This window comes from Halomonas sp. IOP_31 (genome assembly GCF_021151495.1).
GTDB classification, from domain to species: Bacteria; Pseudomonadota; Gammaproteobacteria; order Pseudomonadales; family Halomonadaceae; genus Modicisalibacter; species Modicisalibacter zincidurans.
Window position 1 is genome coordinate 1 of sequence record NZ_JAIRBP010000028.1, and the last position, 21,613, is coordinate 21,613.

The 21,613-nt window shown below is 64.8% G+C and carries 20 protein-coding genes; 2 read left to right on the forward strand and 18 right to left on the reverse strand.

The genetic code is table 11. The features are described from left to right. Positions 1-143: 143 nt before the first annotated feature. From K7I12_RS13330 to K7I12_RS13340, 3 genes are all read right to left on the reverse strand, one after another. Complete coding sequence (locus K7I12_RS13330; RefSeq protein WP_269438678.1) at positions 144-1,352, reverse strand: MFS transporter; 1,209 nt, start codon at positions 1,350-1,352, stop codon at positions 144-146. Positions 1,353-1,420: 68 nt separating this feature from the next. Continuing rightward, positions 1,421-2,494: an AI-2E family transporter gene (locus K7I12_RS13335; RefSeq protein WP_231664403.1), complete on the reverse strand. Its 1,074-nt coding sequence runs from the start codon at positions 2,492-2,494 to the stop codon at positions 1,421-1,423. Positions 2,495-2,744: 250 nt separating this feature from the next. Continuing rightward, on the reverse strand, positions 2,745-2,897 hold the full coding sequence (locus K7I12_RS13340; protein WP_175547008.1) for a hypothetical protein: 153 nt from the start codon (positions 2,895-2,897) through the stop codon (positions 2,745-2,747). A gap of 465 nt (positions 2,898-3,362) precedes the next feature. On the opposite strand from K7I12_RS13340, the gene K7I12_RS13345 reads away from it, so the two are divergent. Further along, positions 3,363-3,569, forward strand: a complete 207-nt coding sequence (locus tag K7I12_RS13345; RefSeq protein ID WP_231664404.1) for a heavy-metal-associated domain-containing protein — start codon at positions 3,363-3,365, stop codon at positions 3,567-3,569. A 528-nt stretch (positions 3,570-4,097) separates the two neighbouring features. Next, complete coding sequence (locus tag K7I12_RS13350; RefSeq protein ID WP_269438679.1) at positions 4,098-5,126, forward strand: phospholipase D-like domain-containing protein; 1,029 nt, start codon at positions 4,098-4,100, stop codon at positions 5,124-5,126. 51 nt (positions 5,127-5,177) lie between these two features. Here K7I12_RS13350 and K7I12_RS13355 read toward each other — a convergent pair whose 3' ends face one another. The 15 genes from K7I12_RS13355 to K7I12_RS13425 form a co-directional block, all read right to left on the reverse strand. Then, positions 5,178-6,281, reverse strand: a complete 1,104-nt coding sequence (locus K7I12_RS13355) for an ABC transporter permease (protein WP_231664406.1) — start codon at positions 6,279-6,281, stop codon at positions 5,178-5,180. 3 nt (positions 6,282-6,284) lie between these two features. Beyond that, positions 6,285-7,430, reverse strand: a complete 1,146-nt coding sequence (locus tag K7I12_RS13360; RefSeq protein WP_231664407.1) for an ABC transporter permease — start codon at positions 7,428-7,430, stop codon at positions 6,285-6,287. After that, entirely contained in the window at positions 7,427-9,157 is a 1,731-nt protein-coding gene (locus tag K7I12_RS13365; protein ID WP_231664408.1) for an ATP-binding cassette domain-containing protein, read from the reverse strand. The genes K7I12_RS13360 and K7I12_RS13365 overlap by 4 nt, the downstream gene beginning before the upstream one ends. After that, on the reverse strand, positions 9,154-10,176 hold the full coding sequence (locus tag K7I12_RS13370) for an efflux RND transporter periplasmic adaptor subunit (protein ID WP_231664409.1): 1,023 nt from the start codon (positions 10,174-10,176) through the stop codon (positions 9,154-9,156). The genes K7I12_RS13365 and K7I12_RS13370 overlap by 4 nt, the downstream gene beginning before the upstream one ends. Positions 10,177-10,251: 75 nt before the next feature. Next, the gene (locus tag K7I12_RS13375) at positions 10,252-11,475 is read right to left on the reverse strand and encodes an SAM-dependent methyltransferase (RefSeq protein WP_231664410.1); all 1,224 of its coding nucleotides are present in this window, start codon (positions 11,473-11,475) and stop codon (positions 10,252-10,254) included. Between the two features lie 65 nt (positions 11,476-11,540). Further along, positions 11,541-12,323 carry an enoyl-ACP reductase FabI gene (fabI, locus tag K7I12_RS13380; RefSeq protein WP_231664411.1) on the reverse strand — a complete coding sequence of 261 codons (783 nt, stop codon included), beginning with the start codon at positions 12,321-12,323 and terminating at the stop codon, positions 11,541-11,543. Between the two features lie 17 nt (positions 12,324-12,340). Then, positions 12,341-13,567 carry an NAD(P)/FAD-dependent oxidoreductase gene (locus K7I12_RS13385; RefSeq protein ID WP_231664412.1) on the reverse strand — a complete coding sequence of 409 codons (1,227 nt, stop codon included), beginning with the start codon at positions 13,565-13,567 and terminating at the stop codon, positions 12,341-12,343. Next, the gene (locus K7I12_RS13390; RefSeq protein WP_035557733.1) at positions 13,560-13,760 is read right to left on the reverse strand and encodes a YHS domain-containing protein; all 201 of its coding nucleotides are present in this window, start codon (positions 13,758-13,760) and stop codon (positions 13,560-13,562) included. Before K7I12_RS13390 ends, K7I12_RS13385 begins: the two co-directional genes overlap by 8 nt. Positions 13,761-13,812: 52 nt before the next feature. After that, positions 13,813-14,595: an SDR family oxidoreductase gene (locus K7I12_RS13395; RefSeq protein WP_231664413.1), complete on the reverse strand. Its 783-nt coding sequence runs from the start codon at positions 14,593-14,595 to the stop codon at positions 13,813-13,815. A gap of 72 nt (positions 14,596-14,667) precedes the next feature. After that, entirely contained in the window at positions 14,668-15,699 is a 1,032-nt protein-coding gene (locus tag K7I12_RS13400) for a zinc-dependent alcohol dehydrogenase family protein (protein WP_231664414.1), read from the reverse strand. A 69-nt stretch (positions 15,700-15,768) separates the two neighbouring features. After that, complete coding sequence (locus K7I12_RS13405) at positions 15,769-16,956, reverse strand: thiolase family protein (protein ID WP_023004657.1); 1,188 nt, start codon at positions 16,954-16,956, stop codon at positions 15,769-15,771. 97 nt (positions 16,957-17,053) lie between these two features. Continuing rightward, positions 17,054-18,820: a PHA/PHB synthase family protein gene (locus K7I12_RS13410; protein ID WP_231664415.1), complete on the reverse strand. Its 1,767-nt coding sequence runs from the start codon at positions 18,818-18,820 to the stop codon at positions 17,054-17,056. Then, complete coding sequence (locus tag K7I12_RS13415; protein ID WP_231664416.1) at positions 18,820-19,839, reverse strand: bifunctional enoyl-CoA hydratase/phosphate acetyltransferase; 1,020 nt, start codon at positions 19,837-19,839, stop codon at positions 18,820-18,822. Before K7I12_RS13415 ends, K7I12_RS13410 begins: the two co-directional genes overlap by 1 nt. Further along, the gene (locus K7I12_RS13420; RefSeq protein WP_231664417.1) at positions 19,836-21,038 is read right to left on the reverse strand and encodes an acetate/propionate family kinase; all 1,203 of its coding nucleotides are present in this window, start codon (positions 21,036-21,038) and stop codon (positions 19,836-19,838) included. The genes K7I12_RS13415 and K7I12_RS13420 overlap by 4 nt, the downstream gene beginning before the upstream one ends. 52 nt (positions 21,039-21,090) lie before the next feature. Next, a complete protein-coding gene (locus tag K7I12_RS13425; RefSeq protein WP_231664418.1) occupies positions 21,091-21,549 on the reverse strand; it encodes an ATPase in 459 nt (152 codons plus the stop codon). Positions 21,550-21,613 lie beyond the last annotated feature (64 nt).

Consider the following 21,613-nt stretch of genomic DNA (forward strand, 5'->3'; position numbering starts at 1 on the left):
TTCATTGGTCGGACTGGCGACGAAAGCACCAGTACCGGGCTTGGCAGTGCCACTGTCGGCAGCAGCAAGCCCGGATGGCAATGCATGAACGATCACGGCTGTAGTTACGACTGTAGTACTAGGTGCGGAAGCAGACTTCGCGGTCACCAACTCATTGGTTCACCTGGAAGGCGATGCCCCGAGAGATATCTGGTGACCGATGCCCCCCAGCTCCACGGTCTGCAACACCTCGAGGGTGTCCGGGGCGATGATCCACAGGTGGGGTTCGGCGCGGCTGGTGACCAGCACCCGCCCATCGGTGGGCGAAACGGCGAGATGGTAGGGGGCCGGTGCCAGCTCGGCGGCATGCCGTGTGCCCTCCTCGAGGGAGATCCTGACGAGGCGGTTGTCGCCCTGACTCGTCGCATAGAGCGTCTGGCCATCAGCATCACCAGGCTGCACGCGGTGAACAGCAATCCAATCCTGAAGGGATCAAGCCCGATCGACTGTCGCGCCTGTAGGCTGAGGCCGACTTCGAAAGCGCCCAGGCCGAGCATCGCCAGCAATGTCAGCGTCAGGAGACCGCCCGTAGGCCAGGTCGGTGTTACCTCGGGGGTGTGCCTGCCGGAAGAGGGAAGGCGAGCCGGTCGTTCGGGAACGTGACGGTAGGCCATCAGCCACACCGCACCGGCCAGGCCCGCCGTGACCACGAACGGCCATGCCACCGGCCCGCCGAGTAGCATGTCGGATTGGGGCATCACCATCGGGATGCTGGCAAGCCAACCGCTGAGCATGGGGCCGGACAAGAAACCCAAGGTAGAGGCGGCACTGAGCCAGGCAAAGCGGCGCGCACGGGGAACCGCGCCGCCATACTCCGCCGCCTGGGCCAGTGCCACCGGGATCACCGCGGCCGCAAGTGCGCCGGCAAGTGCCCGCATCCCATAGGCAAGCGGCAGGTCGTTGACCAGGCTGAACCCCAGCATGGCCAACGCGAACCCCGCCAGACCCCACAGCAGGACCGGCCGACGGCCCAGCCGATCGGAAATGCCACCCCACAACGGAGCAAAAGCGAACAAGGCCAGCGTATACACCCCGGTCAGCAGCCCGGTGTGCAGCGCGACCTCGTCGGCGCCGGTCATCGACAGTACCCGGTCGAGGAACAGCGGCAGGATCGGCAACACCGTGCCGTAGCCGAGGAAGACAACGAAGGTAGCGGCGAGCAGGGTATTGAAGCCACCACCGGGCTTCGCCACCACGCCGTCCGAACGATCGCTCGCATTGTCGTTCGGGTCTCGCAGATGCTCGAGATCAAGGCTCACGTCGGCGTCACCATTACTTGACTTTCCGTTCTCGCTCATGCGGCCCCGTACCATGAGCCAGACGGCTGAAGAATGTCAAAAATACCATGAGGTTTCCTTACTCGACTCAGTGGAATCATGAGTTAGTCTATTGGCCGAGGATCCGATGCACTGCGGCTGAGCAGGGTGGCGAGTGGCCGCAGCCTGGGAATATGGTCAAAAACAATCACGATCGTGGCGGTGAGCAGCACTCCGATCAGCATGCCAGCCAAGCCCCAGACCCAGCCCCAGAAAACGATGGAAACAAGCACCACCAGTGGTGAGATGGCCAGACTACGGCCTGTCAAGCGGGGGTCGACGACATTGCCCAGCAATTGCTGGATGACGATCAATCCGGCGATCGTCACCAGCGCCCACCCGGGCCCGAACTGCAGCAAGGCAATGACTGTCGCCGGGATCACGGCGATGGTGGAGCCGATATAGGGGATGTAATTGAGCAGAAAAATAACGATCCCCCACAGCAGCGCGAAATCCACCCCGAGCAGCCACAGCCATAGACCGCTGCTCGCCCCGGTGACTGCGCTGATCAGGGTCTTGACCACGAGAAAGCGCCGCACCTGCTCGGACGCCGTGGTGATCGTCGCCATGATGGTCTGCACGCGGGTTTCACCGAGGCCGGCGGTCATTGTCTCCCGCCATTCACCGGCCTCGATCAGCATCAGCAGCACCAGAAAGAACACCAGCAGCAGCATGGCCATCAATAGCCACAAATAGCCAAATCCGGAAGTCACCCAGCTCAACGCCGGCCCGTACAGATTGCGAAGTGGCTCGGTGAGGATATCGCCATGCATCGCATGGCGCTCGGCGAGCGCTTGTAACTGCGCCCAGAGTTGCTGGGCGGCCGCGGCATAAGTCGGCGCCTTGGCCAGTATCATGCTCAGACTGAACCACACGCTCGCCACCAGCACACCGAGCACGGCAAGCAAAACGCTCATGCACACCACAACGCTCAGCCAGCGCAACGGCCGCGGTAATCGAGCATTAAGCCGGCTCTGTAACGGCCGCAGGATGAGCGTGACGAAAAACGCCAGCGTCAGCGGCATGGTGACCACATAGGTCGCCTTGAGCGCCCATCCCACCAAAATGACCGTGATCAGCGTCAACAGAATGATTATGGTCTGACGGCCGGGATCCACGTTGGCAGCAGCATCACGCATACGCCCCCCCTCATTTATCACGGAGCTCACCGGCGGCTCGCCTACAACCAGCACCCCTAATCCCGCGATTGTGTCAGCCAGGATATAGAAAAAACTCGTGAGATGAGTAAGGTAAAAGAATGCGAAGCCTTACCGCTCACCTCATCGCCAACGAGCAACGAGGTTTGATCCGATAGTTTCACAAACTGTGCTGCCCTTCAAGATCATCGCGTCCACCGACGAGACGCTGACGGTCTAGGTGGCCTTGGTGTTATTCGGCGAGTATTGTCATGTGCTGGGCGATGGCTGCGTCGAATGGGCACGGGGCCCGGACATCCAGGCCGACCACCATCACGACCACATTGGCCAGCATGGTAATCAGCAGCAGGATCTCGATGCGCTTGCCTTGCCGAGACCGGAGCATGCCGAAGCCCAGCCCGAACAGGGGGCTTTTGACATCGCGGAACCCTTCCTCGATCTACATGCGCTGGCGGTAGATCTTCACCACCATCTCTGCCCGCCTGGCGCGATCCGATAGGTTGCTGACCAGCACCCAAGGTGCCTTCTGTCGCCGGGCAATTTGCCGGCTGCCACCGTCTTGGGAGACCCAGCCCCGCGTGTTGTGATGTTTGCGCCCTTGCGGCGGGCGATGATAGAGTCCCGGCTGGGCGGTGAGCAGGTTGCTTTCTGGACGGAGCCCAGCGCACGCGTTACCGAGGTCGCTTGTTTGTGGGGTTGGCATGGACGACGACGGCTCCTGAACTATTCAATTCCCAGATAAGGCTTCCCACTTGCTGGAAGGTTAATAGGGTCGCAATATTTGCCATCCTGCCTTTGACCTTCCCATGCTGGAAAGCCTCACCCCAATTGAAATTCGAAGGAGATAGTTATGATCAGATTGAACGTTCCGAAGATGAGCTGCGGGCACTGTACCGCTGCAATCGAGAAGGCGATCAAGGTGATCGATCCGGCCGCCAAGGTTTCGTGTGATCTCGGGACGCACAATATAGAGGTGGAAAGTTTTCTGAGCGAGCGGGCCTTGTCCGAAGCAATCCGCGATGCCGGTTATGATGTGAAAACTCCGGCATCGACCTGACACAGAAAATGGCGTCGGCGGCCCCGTGGCGCCATCTCAACACGTCATCTGATGGACGAGACCGTTCGCAGTCCCGGGCATTTTCAACAAGTGCCTCCAGTTGCTCCTGTTCGACAAGCCTCGGAACAAGGACATCGCTAATCACAAATGACGACGTTCCCTTGACGCCGATCACCCCGGCCAGGCGCACAATCGACGCTTCATCGGCGCGTTCTTGCAGACCCATTGGTGCCCGGCGGAACTCCTCGTATTTGCCCTGTTGCCTTGCGGCGAATGCAGCCTTGACCGCAAATATCGAACCGTCGCGGCTTGATGAACCTCCTGCACGCCCGCGCTGCTGAAGTGGCAGGCGAGGCTCGGGAATGCTAGATGTGAGCTATGAGCCTTGCCAGCGAAAAACCGGGTGGGTCTGTACATGGCGGCATGCCGCTAAGTACGCAAGCCGACGCCACCACTTGCGTTCCAGAACTTCGGGAGGGCCGGGGCGCAATCCGACTTTTCGTAGAAGGCGATACTCTCTACGATGCAATGATTGCAGCGATTGAAAACGCTAGACGCGATATCCGCATGGAATCCTATATATTTGCGGCCGACGAGGTCGGAGCGCGCTTCGTGACCGCGCTCGCGGCCAAAGCACGCGGCGGACTTGACGTGCGGCTGCATCTCGACGCGTTCGGTGCTGGCCAGCGGAGCTTCCACAACCTTCAGCGCGAACTCGAAGGCAGCGGGGTTCAGTTCCGGTGGTTCAGGCCGTTTCGCGCCCGGCATCCGCTGCAATACCTCCAGCGCAACCACCGCAAGCTGCTAGTCGTGGACGGCCGGGAAGTATTCCTGGGCGGCTTCAACATTCGCCGTCTGAACTCGCGCCGACTGCACGGAGCGAGGCGTCGGCGTGACACCCATGTGCGCGTTTCCGGCCCGCTCGCAACGCTTGCCATCGGACATTTCGACCGGCTCTGGCACGATGCACACCAGCTCCCGGCAAGCGCCATTCCCAAAGACCCCAAAAACATGGAGGCGTTGTTGGTGGCGAGCTACTCGCGTCACTGCCAACATCGTCTTGCCTGCCTGCATGCCGGACTGATCGCGAAGGCCCAGTCTCACATCTACCTGACGTCGCCCTATTTTGGGCCGGGAATCATGGTCGACCAGGCGCTGCAGGCCGCTGCGACCCGCGGCGTGGACGTGCGGCTGTTGGTGCCCCGCAAGGGCGATCCGCTGGTTGCAGGCTGGGCGACGAAGGCATCCTATGCGCCGCTACTGGCCGCGGGGGTGCGGATTTATGAGTATTTGCCACGTCAGTTGCACGCCAAGACCTTGGTCATCGACGCAACCTGGGCGGTCGTCGGCTCCGCAAACCTCGATTACCTGAGCTTGTTCGTCAACCAGGAACTCGTGCTGATCGCACGCGATCGAACCCTGGCCGAGCAACTGCAGGCCCAATATATAGAGGACCTTGCAGAGGCAGAGGAAATCACGCTTTCCGCCTGGCGCCGTCGCGGCTGGGGCGCACGCGGCCTCGAAGCGATCGGCTGGACAGCGCGACTGCTGTTGTAAGCGACATCGTCCGTGTTTCCTGGGGGCCTCGCCGCTGGCCGCGTCGATTGACTAGGTGGTGCGTCGCCGGAACAGCCAGGTCCCGGCCGAGAGCGTGGTGGTCGCGATCAGCGCCATCGGCCAGATATGACGGAGGATGACCTCCGCCGGCACGGCCCTCAAGAATACGCCCTTGCAGATGGCGATGAAGTGGGTGATCGGGTTGATGGTGCTGAGCCACTGCAGCCAGTCGGGCATATTTTCCACCGGGGTCGCGTAGCCGGACAGCAGTACGGCCGGCACCAGGTAGAGCAGCAGTCCGATGACAGCCTGCTGCTGGGTCGAGGCGAGTGATGAGATGAACAGCCCGATGCCGATGATGGCGGCGAGATACACGGTCATACCCGCAAACAGCCCTATCAGCGAACCCCTCAGCGGCACGTCGAGCACGATCCAACCGAGTGCGAGCATGGCGCTGGCACTGGTGAGGGCGATGAGCAGCGCCGGTACCGTCTTGCCGACGAGGATCTCGACCGGCTGGAGCGGCGAGACCAGCAGCTGCTCAAAGGTGCCGAGCTCCCGTTCGCGGGCAACGGCCAGCGCCGAGACCATGAAGCCGACCATTGCGGTCAGGACCGCGAAAAGGGCGGGGACGGCCGACCACAGCGGTTCGGCATTAGGGTTGAACCAGGCCCGCGTGATCACCCTCGTCGGCGGGCGCGCGCCACCTTTGCTCAGTGTTTCGTTGAAACGCGCGACGATGCGCGTGGCATAGCCCAGCAGGATCTGCGCCGCGTTGGTGCGCCGACCGTCGAGCAGCAGTTGGACCTCGGCGCGCTCCCCGGCGGCGATCCGACGCGAGAAATCCGGCCCGAGGTGGAGCACCATGATCACGTCCTGGGACTCGATTGCCGACGCGATCTCGGCCACGCCCGTCAGATAGTGAATGCGTTCGAAAGTCTCGGCCCCTTCGAAGCGGCTAACGAGTTCGCGGGCTTCCCGTCCCAAGTCCTGATTGAGAACCGCCATGGAGACGTTCGTGACTTCCTGGGTGATGGCGAAAGCGTAGATCAGCAGCAGAAATGGCGGCGAGAACAGAACCACCCAGCGCGTCTGCCGGTCGCGGACGCTGGCCAGCAGTTCTTTTGTGATCAGTGCCAGGATGCGCCGCCACATGATCTATTCCAGCCGCCTGCGCGTGGTTATAGCTGTCAGGGTAAAGAAGCCGGTGGCGATTGCCGCGAGCCCTAGCAGGTCGGGCAGGATCACACTCCAAATGTCACCGGCGAGAAACAGTGTCTGCAGCGTCGAAACGAAGTAGCGGGCCGGCACCGCGTAGCTTATGAGCTGCAAGGCCCAGGGCATGCTATCGATCTCGAACACGAAGTTCGAGAAGTAGAAGGCCGGCAGAAAGGCCGACAGAATGGAGACCTGCGACGCGACGAGTTGATTGCGGGTCACCGTCGAGATCAAGAGCCCCTGACCCAGGGCGGCCAACAGGAAGACTGCCGAGACCAGCGTGAGCAGCGCGAAGGAGCCGCGGAAGGGTACGCCGAACAGGAGCACGGCAGTGGCGACCGACAGCGCCATTGAGCCCATGCCGAGCAGGAAATATGGCACCAACTTACCGACAAGGAGCTCGGGAATTTCAATGGGGGTGGCGAGCAAAGCCTCCATGGTGCCACGCTCCCACTCACGGGCGATCACGAGCGCCGTCAACAACGCACCGATCATGGTGAGAATGATGGCGATAGAACCGGGTACCAGGTAGTGGCGGCTCGAGGCCTCCGGGTTGAACCAAACCTGCGGCTGGAGCTCGACGGCCATGGGCAGCAGGGGCTGGGCCCGACTAACCGACTCCTGCTCGAGCCAGTTCGCCCACAGCAGCCCTAAGTAATTGCCCACCAGATCGGCGGTGTTGGGGTCGCTGCCATTGACGATGACCTGAATCGGTGCGCTCTCGCCGCGATACGCCTGCTCGGCGAAGTCGGCCGGCAGCACGACGATACCGTGGATGTCGCCAGCGACGAGAGCCGCCTCGAAGGTGCGGCGATCGCGCGCGGTTTCAATTCTGAAATAGGGTGAGTGGGACAGCGCTGCGGTGAAGCTGCCGCTCTCGGGGGTCGGCTGTTCGACCACCAACCCGACCGTGAAGAAGCGCGGGTCGAAGGTGACGCCGTAACCAAACAGGAACAGCAGAATCAGCGGTAGCACGACGGCCACCAGGATGCTGCTGGGATCGCGCCAGGCCTGGCGGGTCTCCTTGCGCACGATGCCGAGAACCCGGCGAAGCTTCTGTTTGCCCGGTGAGATGTTCGCGTTCATGCCAGACTCTCGCGGTCATCGGCTTCGACCAGGGCGATGAAGGCATCCTCGAGGGTCGGATCGGGTCGGCTCGCACCGCGAGCCCGCTCCTTCAGGTCATCCGGCGCGCCGATGGCGATGACGCGGCCGCGATAGACCAGCGCCATGCGGTCGCAGTACTCCGCCTCGTCGAGGAAGTGGGTGGTCACCATGATGGTCATACCGTTCGCTACCATGGCATTGATGTGCGACCAGAACTCGCGCCGGGTGCGGGGGTCGACGCCGGAGGTGGGCTCGTCGAGAAACAGCACGTCGGGGTCATGCATCACCGCGCAGGCGAGCGCCAGCCGCTGCTTGAAGCCCAGCGGCAGGGTGCTGGCGTCGACATCGAGATGGGGGCCGAGGGCGAAGGTCTCGACCATGCGTTTCAGGGCGTCGCGGCGCCGGCGGCCGCCGAGTCCGTAGACGCCGGCGAAGAATTCCAGATTCTGTCGTACGCTCAGATCGCCGTAGAGCGAGAACTTCTGCGCCATGTAGCCGAGCCGTGCCCGCGCCTCGCTCGGAGCCTTGGCGAGATCGAGCCCGACGACACGGGCCGTCCCGGACGTCGGCCGCAACAGCCCGCACAGCATCTTGAAGATCGTCGACTTGCCGGCGCCGTTGGGCCCGATCAACCCGAAGATCTCGCCCCGCTTGACCCGGAAATGGATCCCGTCGGCGGCGGTAAAGGTGCCAAAACGGCGGGTGAGATCCTGGGCCTCGACGACGCTGTCGATAGGATGTTCCCGGGATGCATAGGCGTCCGCGAAGGGCGATCGACCCCGTGGGCCGCCGCCGAGCAGGTCCATGAAGGCGTCTTCGAAGCGCGGGGGCACCGCTGCTATCACCGCCTCGGGCCCGGCGCCGATGTCGCCCGGCGCTGGTGCAGCGCCGCCCTTGCCGACCACCAGCCGGACGCTGCGTCCCTGGATGACGCCGTCGATCACGGCGGGCCGTTCCAAAGCGCGAGCCAGCACGGCGCGGCGCTCGCCACTTATGCTTCGAACCTGGAAGGTTCGTCCCTCAAGGCTTCGGGTCAGTGCCTGGGGCGGCCCCTGGTACAGCGCTTTGCCTTCACTCAACAGCAGCACCGAGGCGCAGCGTTCGGCTTCGTCGAGATAGGCGGTGCTCCAGACCACACCAATGTCTTGATCAACAAGTTCGTAGACCAGGCGCCAGAGCTCGCGCCGCGAGAGGGGATCGACCCCGACGCTCGGTTCGTCGAGCAGCAGCAACCGGGGCCGCTTGATCAGCGCGCAGGCGAGGCCGAGCTTCTGCTTCATGCCGCCGGAGAGCGCTCCGGCGAGTCGTCCGGTGAAGGACTCGAGCCCGGTGAACGACAGCAGCCGCGCGAAGGCTTCATCCCGTTCAGTCCCGATTACCGAGCGCAAATCGGCGTAGAGTTCGAGATTTTCGATCACCGACAAATCCTCGTAGAGGCCGAAACGCTGGGGCATGTAGGCGACGACGCGGTGCAGGGGAGCGGCGTGTGTCTTCGGATCGAAGCCACAAACGCGGAGGGTGCCGTCATCGATCAGGAGCAGGCCGGCGATGAGGCGCAGGAGTGTGGTCTTGCCGGCGCCGTCGGGCCCGACCAGACCAGTGACCTGGCCGGACTTGATTTGAGCGGTCAGCGCCTCGACGGCGGGTGTTCCATTTTCAAGGAAGCGTTTTGTGACCCCATCGATCCGGACAAGAGTCTCGGTCATGGTTCAGCCTCCTGATTCGGTTGCAGGATCACCGTCACCGGCATGCCCTGCCTGAGGCCGTCGTCCGGATCCTCGACGATCACCCGCAGCCGATAGACGAGGCTGGTTCTGAGCTCGCGGGTCTCCACGGTCTTGGGTGTGAATTCGGCGCGCGGCGAGATGAAGCCGACCTGCCCTCGATAGACCCCGCCGGAGTCGGTGCGGATCTCGGCCGGCATGCCTGGACGGACGTGGCCAAGTTCGGGTTCGCTCACATAGGTGCGGACCCAGACCGACGAGGTCAAGGTCAGGGTGTAGATCGTCTCACCCGGCGCTACGATGGCGCCGGGCTCGCGCACGCGCGTGAGGATGACCCCGTCATTGGGTGCGATCAGGGTTGCATCGGTAAGGCGTCGCTGCGCAAGGCTGAGTGCGGCCAGATCGGCATTGAGCTGGGCGCGGGCCTGGTCGATGTCTTCCCGGCGCGGCCCGGCCTCCGCCAGCTCCAGGGTTTTCATGGTGGCACGCAGCTGGGCCCGGGCTTCGTCGAGGCGCGCCTGCGCTTCGTCATGGATCTGATGCGAGGCGACGTTGCGTGCCGCCAGCGCCTGTTGGCGGTCTAGGGTGGCTTGGGCGAGGCGCAGCGCCGCCCGACGCTGCGCGACCAGGGCGCGCACCTGGTCGATCTCCGCCGACCGCGTGCCGGCTTCCAGCGCGGCGAGTGCGGCCGCTTGGCGCTCGACCCGTGCCTGGGCCAGGCGGACCTCGTCGTCGAAGTCATCCCGCTCGAGGGACGCGACGACCTGTCCCGCCGCGACGGCGTCGCCCTCCTCCTGGATGAGCGCGGCTATCCGCCCCGGGACCTTGAACGCCAGATTGACCTGTCGCACGTCGACATTGCCCAGCAGCTCCAGGCGATCGTGGTCCTCGTGCAAATCGCCCTCATATTTCCAGTCGAGATATTTCCAGCCGAGGCCGGCGGCGCCGGCGAGCACGAGGAGGGCCGACGCGGCGACGATGATACGTTTCACGGCTTGCATAGGAGCGGCCTCCCTATTACTCGGAGCCCGTTGAGCTCGGTGCCAACGGGGACGCCATCTTTCGACCCGGTCCGCTCACACAATTTCGTTGTTGGCGCGGTTTTCCAGGGCACGCTCCCATTCCGCGATGTAGTTCCGGTGCGAGGGGACGGCGTCCCGCTGGCGTGCGAGCTGGATCTGGAAGACCATTATCGGTCCGTTGCGAAAGGCCATCTCGCACATGTTCAGATAGAATTCCCACATGCGACAGAAGCGCTCATCGTAGAGGGCTCGCACCTGTTCGCGGTTGGCCGCAAAGCGTTGCTCCCACTCCCGCAGCGTCTCCGCATAGTCAAGGCGCAGCACCTCGATGTCCGTTACCCACAGGCCGGCCTTCTCCACTTCGGCCAGCACCTCCGAGAGTGCGGGGCAATAGCCGCCGGGAAAGATGTACTTGCGCAGCCAGGGATTGGTTTGCCCCGGCGGTTCCATGCGCCCGATGGCATGGATCAGGGCGACGCCGTCGGGCTTGAGCAGGCCCTTCAAGGTGCGGAAGAACTCCCTATAGTGCGACACCCCGACGTGCTCGAACATGCCGACCGAGACGATCCGGTCGTAGACCTCGCGCTCCGCTCGGTAGTCGAGCAGCTCGAAGCGCGCACGCTCGGCCAGCCCTGAGCGCACCGCCCGCTGCTGGGCGACCTTCAACTGCTCCTCGGAGAGGGTGATCCCCTTGACACGGGTCTCGGCGCTCTCGGCGATATGCAGGGCTAGGCCGCCCCAGCCCGAGCCGATATCGAGCACGCGCATGCCCGGCTGCAACAGCAGCTTGGCGGTGATATGGCGCTTCTTTTTCTCCTGCGCCTGCTCGAGGCTCTCGTTGCCGTCCGGGAAATAGGCGCAGGAATACTGGCGATCCCGGTCGAGGAATAGATCGAACAGCTCGGCCGAGAGATCGTAATGATGGGCGACATTCGCGCGCGAGCGGCCGAGCGGATTGTACTGTTGCAGATAACGCAGGGGTCGGCCAAGCCGCTGCAGTCGCTGCATCGGATGGCGATCGAGGGCTTCGGCGCTGGCAGTGCAGAGATCGAGGAAGTCGCGCAGGCTTCCTTCCTCCACGGTCAAGGTCCCGTCCATGTAGGCCTCGCCCAGATGCAGGCCGGGGTTCATGATCAGTTTGCGATAGAGCGCCCGGCGGTGAAGCCGCACCGTGACCGCCGGCGCGCCACCCGGCCCGAAACGCTGCCGCTGCCCGGACGGTGTTATCACCGTGAGCTCTCCGGCCTGAACGATACGACTGAGGAATGCCGACAACATTATGGAAGCCTCCTTGCTAGTTGCTAGTTGCAGTGAAATGTCATGACTCAGTGAAATGTCATGACTCAGTGAAATACCATGCCGGCGATATGGAAGCCGGCGTCGACGTAGAGCACCTCGCCGGTGATCGCTGTGGTGTAGTCGCTGGCCAGCATCAGCGCGGTGCGCCCGACCTCATTGGTTTCCACGGTGCGGCGCAGGGGCGCCCGCTTCACGGACTCGTTGAGCAGCTCGTCGAAGTGCTTGATGCCGGAGGCCGCCCGGGTCTTGACCGCGCCGGCGGAAATGGCATTGACGCGGATGTTGCGCGGGCCCAGCTCATGGGCCAGATAGCGCACCGAGGCCTCCAGCGCGGCCTTGACGGGGCCCATGACGTTGTAATGATCGACGACTTTCTCGGCGCCGACGTAGCTCAGCGTCATGAGGCTGCCGCCCCGGTCCATCAACGGCTCGGCCAGCTGGGCCATGCGGATCAGCGAGTGGCAGGAAATCACCATCGATTCGGCGAAGCCCTCGGCCGAGCAGTCCGTGAGTCGCCCGTGCAGTTCCTCCTTGCGGGCCCAGGCGATGGCGTGCAGGAGAAAGTCCAGCCGTCCCCAGCGCTGACGGATCGCCTCGAATACCGCCTCCAGTTGCCCCGGCACGGTGACATCGCAGGGCAGCAAGAGCCCGGCGTTCACCTCCCGGGCCAGTGGCTCGACATGGGGCCGCGCCTTGTCGTTGAGGTAGGTGAGCGCCAGCTCCGCGCCGGCATGGTGGAAATGCCGGGCGGCCGACCAGGCCAGGCTGTGTTCGTTGGCGGCCCCCACGATCAGGCCCTTGCGTCCTTTCATGTCGATGAGTTCCATGTTCGTCCTTCCTCTCTCTAGGATGTCGGTGGTCGGGTCTTCAGCTGTGGCTCGACAACCCCTGAGGTGACGTGGCGCTGGCACAGGCAGCGCACACAGGTGCAGGCGTCGTCGCAGCAGTCCGGGTCGTGCTGGGGTATGCGTCCGTGGCGTCGCGCGAACGGATACAGGATCCGGCCCAACAGGCTCGGGCGATATAGCTTGGCGAGCATCGGGCGCGCATCCCCCGCTGCCAGCCGGCGAAATATGGCCCGTCGGCCCCGGTCACCGGCCTTGGCGTACAGCAGTCGGTTGCCGATGCCCTGGCGGATGGCCGGCAGCAGCGCGCGTTGCCACAGCGCGTCGTAATCGCGACCCTCCAGCAGGCTGCGCGCGGCCAGGATGCCCGAGCGCAGGGCATACCGCATGCCAAAGCCCGCGAGTGCGTCCTGAAAGCCCGCATGCTCACCCACCAGCAGGCGCCCCTCGTGCTCGCCCCGGCAGGGCGGTCCATAGTTGCCGATCCCGCCGAAGGCGCGCGCGGTGCGCATGTCCAGCCCGGCATGCTCGATAAAGAAGGCGATCGTGCGCGCCAGGAACGCGTCGCTATGGGTAAACTCCCGGAACAGACAGGTAGCGACGGTACCCTGGCCATTCCGTACCAGCAGGTAGGCGTAGCCGCCCGGCGCCAGGCGATCACTGAAGCAGGCCCACTGGCCGTCCGGCATGCGGGTCTCGAACAGGTAGCCCACCGCCATGACGTTGGCGAGCATCGGCCCCGTGGCCACGACGGCGAGGCCGGGAGCGCTCTTGAGGGGAGAGGAGAGCCTTACCTCCACGCCGCTGGCCTGGGCCTGCTCGAGCAGCGCCTGATCCAGCGTGTCCGTCCCCGACCCGCGCCGGACCAGGTAGTACAATGGCTTCTCCGCACGAATCTCGTGGCGAGCGTCCCGGCCGTCGAAGGCCGTCACGTGCGAGATGGCATGATGCTCGAAGCTGGGTCGGATCCCCGCGCTCGCGAGTTCATCGAGCACATCGATGTCGTCACTCCAGCTCTCGAGCCCTTGGAAGTCACCGTGAAAGCGGGCGCCAACGCGACGGCGGCGCTCGTGCACGATCACGCGCTGCCCGGCGCGCGCCAGCACGATGGCGCAGGCCAACCCGGCGGGGCCCGCGCCGATCACGGTCACGGGCTCCCGGCGCGAGGGGACGGCGCAGACGGTCTGGGCCTGGATCACGGCTGAAGGGCCTCGACGTTCACCCACGTCTCGACCTATGCTGCCACTGCGCACGAGCGTACCGTTCGGGATCCGCCTCGAACTGTTCGCGGCAAGCCGCTGAACAGAAGTAATAGCGCTTTCCCCGGTATTCACTCCCCACGGCGGCAGTCTGGAAGCTGATCGCCATGCCACATACCGGATCCACGAAAGACTTCCGTTCCGCTTGTTCGTGTTTCATTGCTGTTCACTCCTTTATAAGTCAGAACCACGCCTTCTTGCTGCGCCCCCGTCTACAAACGCAGCCCGCCATCCAACGCCAGGATGCGGCCATTGAAGTAGTCGTTTTCGAAGATGAACTGCGCCGCGTGAGCGACTTCCGCGGGGTCCCCCAGCCGTCCCGCCGGGATTTGGGCCCGCAGCTTGTCGAGGACCTTGTCGGGCATCGCCTCGACCATGGCCGTGCGAAAGAACCCGGGAGCGATGGCGGCGACGCGGATGTTGTGGCGGGCGAGCTCCTTGGCCCAGGTGACGGTCATCGCATCCACCCCCGACTTGGCCGCCGAGTAGTTGGTCTGGCCGATATTGCCCGCACGGCTGATACTCGAAATATTAAGGATCAGCCCAGGGGATTGGCGGGTGGTGTCATCCGCCCGCATCTCGATCATCCGCGCCACCGCCTCCCGGGCGCACAGAAAGACGCCACGCATATCGATATGCGAGACTGCGTCCCAGTCCGTCAATGACATCTTCTTGACGACATGGCCATCCTTGGCCTTGACCAGCAGACCATCCTGGGTGATGCCGGCGTTGTTGATCACCCCATCCAATCTACCGAAATCATTCGCCAGCGCCTGGAAACAGGCTTCCACATGGGTTTCCTCGGTGATATCCACGGGATAGTACCGACTGCGCGGTCCCGCTTGCTCGCAAGCGGCGTGGGTCTGTTGCAGGCCGTCCTCATCCCTGTCCAGCAGGGCCGTCTGCGCGCCGCATTGTGCGAGGTGTACCGCCATGGCGCGGCCAAGCCCTTGGGCGGCCCCGGTGATCGCGATCGTCTTGCCGTTCAACTCCATGCTTGCGCTCCTTATTCACAGGATCGATATCAGTGGCCTCGAAGTGGCCGTCATTGCCGATGAGGGTGAACATCACTCGGCGGTCAGCAGCATCTTGATGGCCTGCTCCTTCGCTGCCTGGGAAAACACGTCGTAGGCCTTCTCGATGTCGTCAAGCTTGAAGCGGTGGGTCACCAGCCCCGCGGGCTCGACGCCACCGGCCTCGACGATGCGCATCAGCACCGGGGTCGTGTCAGTGTTCACCAGGCCGGTACGCACCGTGACATTCTTGATCCACAGATCCTGTAGGCGGAACTCGACGCTCTTGCCGTGTACGCCGATGTTGGCGATATGCCCCCCCGGGCGGACGATGCGCTGGCAGATGTCGAAGGTTTCGGGAATGCCTACCGCTTCCATGGCCACGTCCACGCCTTCGCCATTGGTCAGCTCGTCGATGGCATCGATCGGCTCCCGGGCGATGGTGTCGGTGGCGCCCAATTGCTTCGCCATGGCCAGGCGGTTCTCGTCCGGGTCGACCATGATGATCCGCGCCGGGGAGTAGAAGCGGGAGGTCATCAGCGCTGCCAGGCCGATGGGGCCGGCGCCGACGATGGCCACCGTGTCACCGAGCGTGACCTCACCATTCAGGGCACCGATCTCGTGGCCGGTGGGCAGAATGTCGCTCAGCATCACCGCCGCGGCGCGATCCATGTCCTTGGGCAAGCGGTGCAGGCTGTTGTCCGCGTGGGGGATGCGCACGTATTCCGCCTGGGTGCCGTCGATCAGATGGCCGAGAATCCAGCCGCCGTCGCGGCAGTGGGCATAGATGCCGCGCTTGCAGTAGTCGCAGCGGCCACAGGAAGTGATGCAGGAAATCAGCACCTCGTCGCCAACCTGGATATGGCTCACGCCGTCGCCGACCTCCTCGACGACGCCGACGCCCTCGTGGCCGAGGATACGACCATCCTCCACGGCGGGTACGTCGCCCTTGAGGATGTGCAGGTCGGTGCCGCAGATGGTGGTATGGGTAATGCGCACCACCGCATCCGTGGGCTTGGTGATGCTCGGGCGCGGTTTGTCCTCCCAGCGACGCTGGCCAGGACCATGATAGACGAGTGCTTTCATGATGTTGCCTCCTTGAGTGGCGCGGCTCGGCACTTTCATAGCGAGCCGCGCGTACGGGTTGATTCGCGGTTACGCTAGGCGCTCCAGCGCCAGCGCCACCCCCTGGCCGCCACCGATGCACAAGGTGACCACGCCGCGGCGCACGTCGTCCCGGGCCATGGCGTGCAGCAGCCGGGTGGTCAGCACCGCCCCGGTGGCGCCGATGGGATGGCCATGGGCGATCGCGCCGCCTTCCACATTGACGATGTCCTCGGCCAGCCCGAGCTCCCCGATCAGGGCAAGGACGATGGCCGCGAAGGCCTCGTTGATCTCGATGCGCTCGACATCACCCATGCGCCAGCCGGCGCGTGCTAGTGCCTGTTGCACCGCCGGCACCGGGCCGAGGCCGAAGTAGCCGGGCTCGACGGCGCCGACGCCGTAGCTCACCAGACGCGCCATGGGCGCGAGGCCCTGGCGTTCCGCCCAGGCGCGATCGGCGACGATCATCGCCGCCGCGCCCGTGTTCAGCCCGGGGGCGTTGCCGGCGGTGATGGTGCCCTCCTTGCGGAAGGCCGGCCTGAGTTTGCCGAGGCCCTCGGCGGTGGCGTCGGGGCGGTTGTGCTCATCGCGCCCGAAGGCCACCGTGCCCTTGCGGGAGTTGACTTCGACCGGCACGATCTCGGCGTCGAAGCGTCCTGCCGCCTGCGCCTCGCCGAAGCGCTGCTGGCTGCGCGCCGCCCATCGGTCCTGATCCTCGCGGCTGATGCCGAAGCGGCTGACCAGATCCTCGGTGTGCCACCCCGAGTGCTGATCGGAGAAGGCATCATTGAGCCCGTCGCGCAGCATGCTGTCGTAGATTTCGGCATTGCCCATGCGATGGCCCCAGCGTCCGGCGAGATCCAGGTAGGGCGCGAGGTCCATATTCTCCATTCCGCCGGCGATGGCACAGTCGAGATGCCCGAGCATCACCTCCTGGGCGGCGCTGGCCACGGCTTGGGCGCCGGAGCCGCAGACCCGGTTGACCGTCATCGCCGGCACCGACACCGGCAAGCCGGCATGGATCGCGGCCTGGCGCGCCGGGTTCATCTTGGCGCCGGCCTGGACCACCTGACCCAGCACCACGCTCTGCACGTCCTCGGGGGCCAAGCCCGAGCGGCGCAGGCTCTCGGCGATGGCGGTGGCGCCGAGCTCGGGTGCCGGCGTGGCCTTGAGTGTGCCGCCGTAGGTGCCGATGGCCGTGCGCACCGGGGCGCAGAGAACGACGTTGGATTCCTTCATGATTGCTCACCTCGCTGACTATGACATTGGCCGCGCCCTTCGGCACGGCTGCTCTGGGGCCATCGATGGCAGCGGCCCCCTTCCCCGCAGGACGGGCTCATTTCTCCAGGACATAACGTCCTGGCGCTTCGTCCAGCGCCGGATAGCCTTGGGTCTCCCCCGGCTCCCGAGCGGGTATGCGCTGGGTACTGTGACCTTCCAGCCAGCCCTGCCAGCAGGGCCACCAGGAGCCGTCATGATGCGCGGCAGTGGCCTGCCAGCCATCCGGATCCATGAAGGGGTCCTCAGCCTGGATGGTCGAGATCTGGTGGAAGCGGCGGGAATCACCGGGCGGGTTGACGATGCCGGCGTTGTGCCCGCCGCTGGAGAGCACGAAGGTGACGTCCGCCGGCGTCAGCCACTGAACCTTGTAGACGGAGCGCCAGGGGGCGACATGATCCTTGAGCGTGCTGACGGCGAACACGGGGATCTCGATGTCGGTCAGCGATACGGGCCGTTCGTCCACCCGGTAGCGCCCACCGGCGAGATCGTTGTCGAGGAACAGCCACCGGAGGTACTCGCTGTGCATGCGTGCCGGCATGCGGGTGCCGTCGGCGTTCCAGGCCATCAGGTCGAACATGGGCGGACGCTCGCCGGCCAGATAACTGCGCACCATCTTCGACCAGATCAGGTCCTGGGAACGCAGCAACTGGAAGGCGCCCGCCATCTGGCGCGTATCCAGATAGCCCCTGACCGCCATGAGGTCCTCGAGGAAGCGTACCTGGTCCTCGTCGATGAACAGCATCAGCTCGCCGGCCTCGCTGAAGTCGGTCTGCGCGGCGAGCAGCGTCAGGCTGGCCAGGCGAGTGTCACAGTCCCGCCCCATGGCGGCCGCGGCGATCGACAGCAGCGTCCCGCCCAGGCAATAGCCCACGCCGTGGACGCGCTGCTCCGGGCAGATGGCCGTGACCGCGTCGAGGGCCGCCATGACCCCCAGCCGGCGGTAGTCGGCCATGCCCAGGTCTCGCTCGTCGCTGCCCGGGTTCTTCCAGGAGACGACGAACACCGTATGGCCCTGGGCCACCAGGTAGCGGATCAGGGAGTTCTCCGGGGAGAGGTCGAGGATGTAGTACTTCATGATCCAGGCCGGCACGATCAGCACCGGTTCGGCATGGACCTCCTGGGTGGTGGGCGCGTACTGGATCAGCTCGATGAGCCGGTTGCGGTAGACCACCTTGCCCGGCGTCACCGCCACGTCTCGGCCGACCCGATACGCTTCGACCCCCACCGGCCCTTCGCCGGCCTGGCGTCGCTGCCAGTCCTCCAGCAGATTGGAGGCACCACGGGCCAGGTTGGCGCCACCCTCGCGCCGCGTCTGCTCCTGCAGTTCGGGGTTGGTGGCGAGGAAGTTTGACGGCGACCAGATGTCGAGCATCTGCCGCGCGCCGAAATTCACCATCGCCTCATGGTGGCGCGAGACGCCCGGTACGCCGGTGGTGGCCACATTCCACCACTGCTGCTGCAGCAGGAAGCCCTGATAGAGCATGTTGAAGGGCCAGCGCTGCCAGGCCTCGTCGCGAAAGCGTTTGTCCTGGGGCAGCGGCTCGATGCAGGGCTCACACGGCGCCTGGCCGGCGCGCTCGCAGTAGCTGCCGAAACGTTGCCACTTGCGCAGGGCCTTGCCGACGAGTTCCGTCTGCTTGTCCGGTGACAGCAGCAGGTGTTGCGCCCAGTCCCACCAGGCCTGCTGGACGGCGGTCGGTGACAGCCCCCCTGTGAAGAGGCTCATCATGGCGTGCAGGCGCGCGTCGGTGGTCGTCGCCGGTGGGCTCGCTGTCGTCCCGTCGATGGTGGCTCGGGTGGTGGTTCGGGTCGTGGTGTCCATCAGCGCACCTCCCTGGGGCAGCAGGCCGACTCGGGTTGCGGGGAACAGCAGAAGGTGGATTCCGCTTCGTCAGGGGAGGGCACGGGCAGGCGGATCCCCGCGCGGTACATCAGCGCCGCCACGGCCAGTCCGGCCAGGCGCGCCTCGGGCGGGTCGGCCCGGGAACTCAGTACCGCCGGCACCGTCAGCCCCATGACCACCCCGGCCGCCGTGGCGCCGGCATGGTACTCGAGGTTCTTGGCCAACACGTTGCCTGACACCAGATCCGGCATGAGCAGGATGTCGGCCTTCCCCGCCACCGGGGAGTCGATGCCCTTTTCGCGGGCCGCACGTTCCGAGATGGCGTTGTCGAAGGCCAGTGGCCCGTCGACCTCGGCGCCGGCAATCTGGCCGCGGCGGGCCATCAGGGTCAGGCAGGCCGCATCCAGGGTAGAGACGATGGCCGGATTGACCGTTTCCACGGCGGAAATGACCGCGGCATGTGGCCGCTCGAGCCCGATCATGTGCATCAGCTCGATGGCGTTCTGGAGAATCTGCGCCTTGGCATTGAGGTCGGGGGTAATGTTCACGGCCGCATCGGTCACGGCCAGCAGGCGTGGGCAGTCGGGCACGTCCACCAAAAAGACGTGGCTCACTCGCCGGCCGGGCTGTCGCAGGCCATTGCCCAGCAGGGCATGCATGAAGGTATCGGTGTGGAGGTGCCCTTTCATCAGCGCATCCGCGCGTCCGGCCTGCACGAGCTCCACCCCGATGCGGGCGGCCTCCACATCCGAATCGGCCTCGATCATCGCTTGTGGATCGAGGTCCCACCCGATCGCCGCGGCGGCCTCGACGACCTCGGCGGGGCGGCCGATGAGCACCGGCTCGGCGATGCGTCGCCTCGCCGCCTCGCGAAGCGTCTCCAGCACCGCCGCCTGGGCCGCGTTGACCACGGCGACGCGGATCGGGTTACCGCCACTGGCTCGCTGAATCAGGTCATCGAGCGTCGCCAAGGCCATTGGCGTTGCCATCTGGGTCATGTCACCTCCTGGGTGTTGGTTAATGTGCGCTGCACGTGCCGGGCGATCATCCGTTCTTCATCGGTGGCCACGGCCTCTACCCGGACCGGGCCCTCGGCGGCGGAAATCACCGGCCCGGGCGTGCGGTTGCGTCCTTCCTCCAGTGTGATGCCGAGATACCCCATTCCTGCGCAGATCTGTGCCCGGATCGCCGGTGAGTTCGCGCCGATGCCGCCGGTGAAGATCAGCCGGTCCAGCCCGCCGAGCGCGGCGCTCAGGGCACCGATGAAGTGGCGGGCACGATGGCAGAAGAAGTCGACGGCCTGCGCGGCCTCCGGCGTATCCTCGCGGTGCGTCAGGAGTTCCCGCATGTCGGCACTCACCCCGGAAAGCCCCAGCAGCCCCGAGCGTCGATAGAGAAGTTCCTCGATCTCTGCGGCATCGAGCCCGTCATGACCGGCCAAATAGAGCAGGATACCGGGGTCCAGATCGCCGCTGCGGGTACCCATGGGCATGCCGCCCAAGGCGCTGAAGCCCATCGTGGTCTCGACGCTGCGCCCGTGGCGGATCGCCGCCATCGACGCCCCGTTGCCCAGGTGTGCGACGATCAGTCGTTCGTCGAGCGCTGCGGGGCCGTGGCGCCGTCTCAGGTCGTCGACGATGAACTCGTAGGAGAGGCCGTGGAAACCGTAGCGACGCACCCCTTGGGCCGCGTATTCCCGGGGCAGGCCGGTGTGCCGGGCAACCGCGGGCAGGCCGTGGTGGAACGCCGTGTCGAAGCAGGCGAGTTGGGGCACGTCGGGGAATTGCGTGCGCATGGCGCTGATCCCGGCCAGGTTGTGTGGCAGGTGCAGCGGAGCCAGTGGCACCAGAGCGTGAAGTCGGTCCAGCAGGGAGGCATCGATCCGTTGAGGGCAGTCGCAATCGGGGCCACCATGGACCACCCGGTGCCCGATGCCGACGAGGTCCAGTCGGCTTGTCTGCTGTTGAAGAAGGGTGTCGACCTTCTCGATGGCGGTGGCATGATCAGCCATTCGCGCGGGGTGGTCGTCAACCGTTCCCTGTGCACTCGACATCTGGAGCCGGCCTTGTGACGTGCCGATCCCACTGGCCGCTCCCCATACCAGCCGTGCGAGCCCTTCCGTCACACCGAACACGGCGAACTTCAGGCTGGATGACCCGCAGTTGACCACCAGAATGGCCGATCGACGGTTTGGCATAGTCGAATTTCCTTACTCCGGGGGCGAAAGATGGTCCCTGTTCAGCGCCCGACTACAGGTCTCGGGCTCGGTTGATCTGTTGGGACAGACGCATTGCCTCGTGTTCCTCAAGCTTCAAGAGCTCGCGAACGAGGTCCCGAGCCTCGGGGATGTCGGCGCGTCCTTCCAGGTAGCGGTATAGCGCGATGACCTGATCGTGCAGCGAGAAGACTTCCCGGCTGATGTCTTCGAAGCCCATCTCGGCATAGGGCAAATTGCACGCCTGATGGGGTTTGATGGGCGCATGCGACAGATAGTCGTAAACCCAGGTGTTTAGGGTCTTGGGGTCGGCCTGCTGCTCGAAGCTGGCCACGGTATGCTCCAGGACCGCTTCGTGATCGGCGAGATACTCCAGAAGCGATTTGGCCCGTGCCTCCTCCTGCTGGGTGGCACAGTGCCTGAAGCATTCGGCCAACTGGGCATGCAGCTGGCGAGTCCAGTCGATCAGGTCATGAAAGGTCTCGATCTTCATTTATTGCTCTCCATTAGTGGGTTGCTCTATAGGTATTGGCTGTAAACCGGGTCGGCTTCGACTG

Excerpts from the sequence above, each read along its gene's own strand:
- K7I12_RS13420 (WP_231664417.1), bottom strand. The coding sequence starts at position 21,038 with ATGCCAAACCGTCGATCGGCCATTCTGGTGGTCAACTGCGGGTCATCC.
- K7I12_RS13345 (WP_231664404.1), top strand. The coding sequence starts at position 3,363 with ATGATCAGATTGAACGTTCCGAAGATGAGCTGCGGGCACTGTACCGCT.
- K7I12_RS13340 (WP_175547008.1), bottom strand. The coding sequence starts at position 2,897 with ATGCTCCGGTCTCGGCAAGGCAAGCGCATCGAGATCCTGCTGCTGATT.
- K7I12_RS13355 (WP_231664406.1), bottom strand. The coding sequence starts at position 6,281 with ATGTGGCGGCGCATCCTGGCACTGATCACAAAAGAACTGCTGGCCAGC.
- K7I12_RS13330 (WP_269438678.1), bottom strand. The coding sequence starts at position 1,352 with ATGGTACGGGGCCGCATGAGCGAGAACGGAAAGTCAAGTAATGGTGAC.
- K7I12_RS13390 (WP_035557733.1), bottom strand. The coding sequence starts at position 13,760 with ATGAAACACGAACAAGCGGAACGGAAGTCTTTCGTGGATCCGGTATGT.
- K7I12_RS13360 (WP_231664407.1), bottom strand. The coding sequence starts at position 7,430 with ATGAACGCGAACATCTCACCGGGCAAACAGAAGCTTCGCCGGGTTCTC.
- K7I12_RS13415 (WP_231664416.1), bottom strand. The coding sequence starts at position 19,839 with ATGACCCAGATGGCAACGCCAATGGCCTTGGCGACGCTCGATGACCTG.
- K7I12_RS13410 (WP_231664415.1), bottom strand. The coding sequence starts at position 18,820 with ATGGACACCACGACCCGAACCACCACCCGAGCCACCATCGACGGGACG.
- K7I12_RS13395 (WP_231664413.1), bottom strand. The coding sequence starts at position 14,595 with ATGGAGTTGAACGGCAAGACGATCGCGATCACCGGGGCCGCCCAAGGG.
- K7I12_RS13335 (WP_231664403.1), bottom strand. The coding sequence starts at position 2,494 with ATGCGTGATGCTGCTGCCAACGTGGATCCCGGCCGTCAGACCATAATC.
- K7I12_RS13425 (WP_231664418.1), bottom strand. The coding sequence starts at position 21,549 with ATGAAGATCGAGACCTTTCATGACCTGATCGACTGGACTCGCCAGCTG.
- K7I12_RS13370 (WP_231664409.1), bottom strand. The coding sequence starts at position 10,176 with ATGCAAGCCGTGAAACGTATCATCGTCGCCGCGTCGGCCCTCCTCGTG.
- K7I12_RS13375 (WP_231664410.1), bottom strand. The coding sequence starts at position 11,475 with ATGTTGTCGGCATTCCTCAGTCGTATCGTTCAGGCCGGAGAGCTCACG.
- K7I12_RS13350 (WP_269438679.1), top strand. The coding sequence starts at position 4,098 with ATGATTGCAGCGATTGAAAACGCTAGACGCGATATCCGCATGGAATCC.
- K7I12_RS13365 (WP_231664408.1), bottom strand. The coding sequence starts at position 9,157 with ATGACCGAGACTCTTGTCCGGATCGATGGGGTCACAAAACGCTTCCTT.
- fabI (WP_231664411.1), bottom strand. The coding sequence starts at position 12,323 with ATGGAACTCATCGACATGAAAGGACGCAAGGGCCTGATCGTGGGGGCC.
- K7I12_RS13405 (WP_023004657.1), bottom strand. The coding sequence starts at position 16,956 with ATGAAGGAATCCAACGTCGTTCTCTGCGCCCCGGTGCGCACGGCCATC.
- K7I12_RS13400 (WP_231664414.1), bottom strand. The coding sequence starts at position 15,699 with ATGAAAGCACTCGTCTATCATGGTCCTGGCCAGCGTCGCTGGGAGGAC.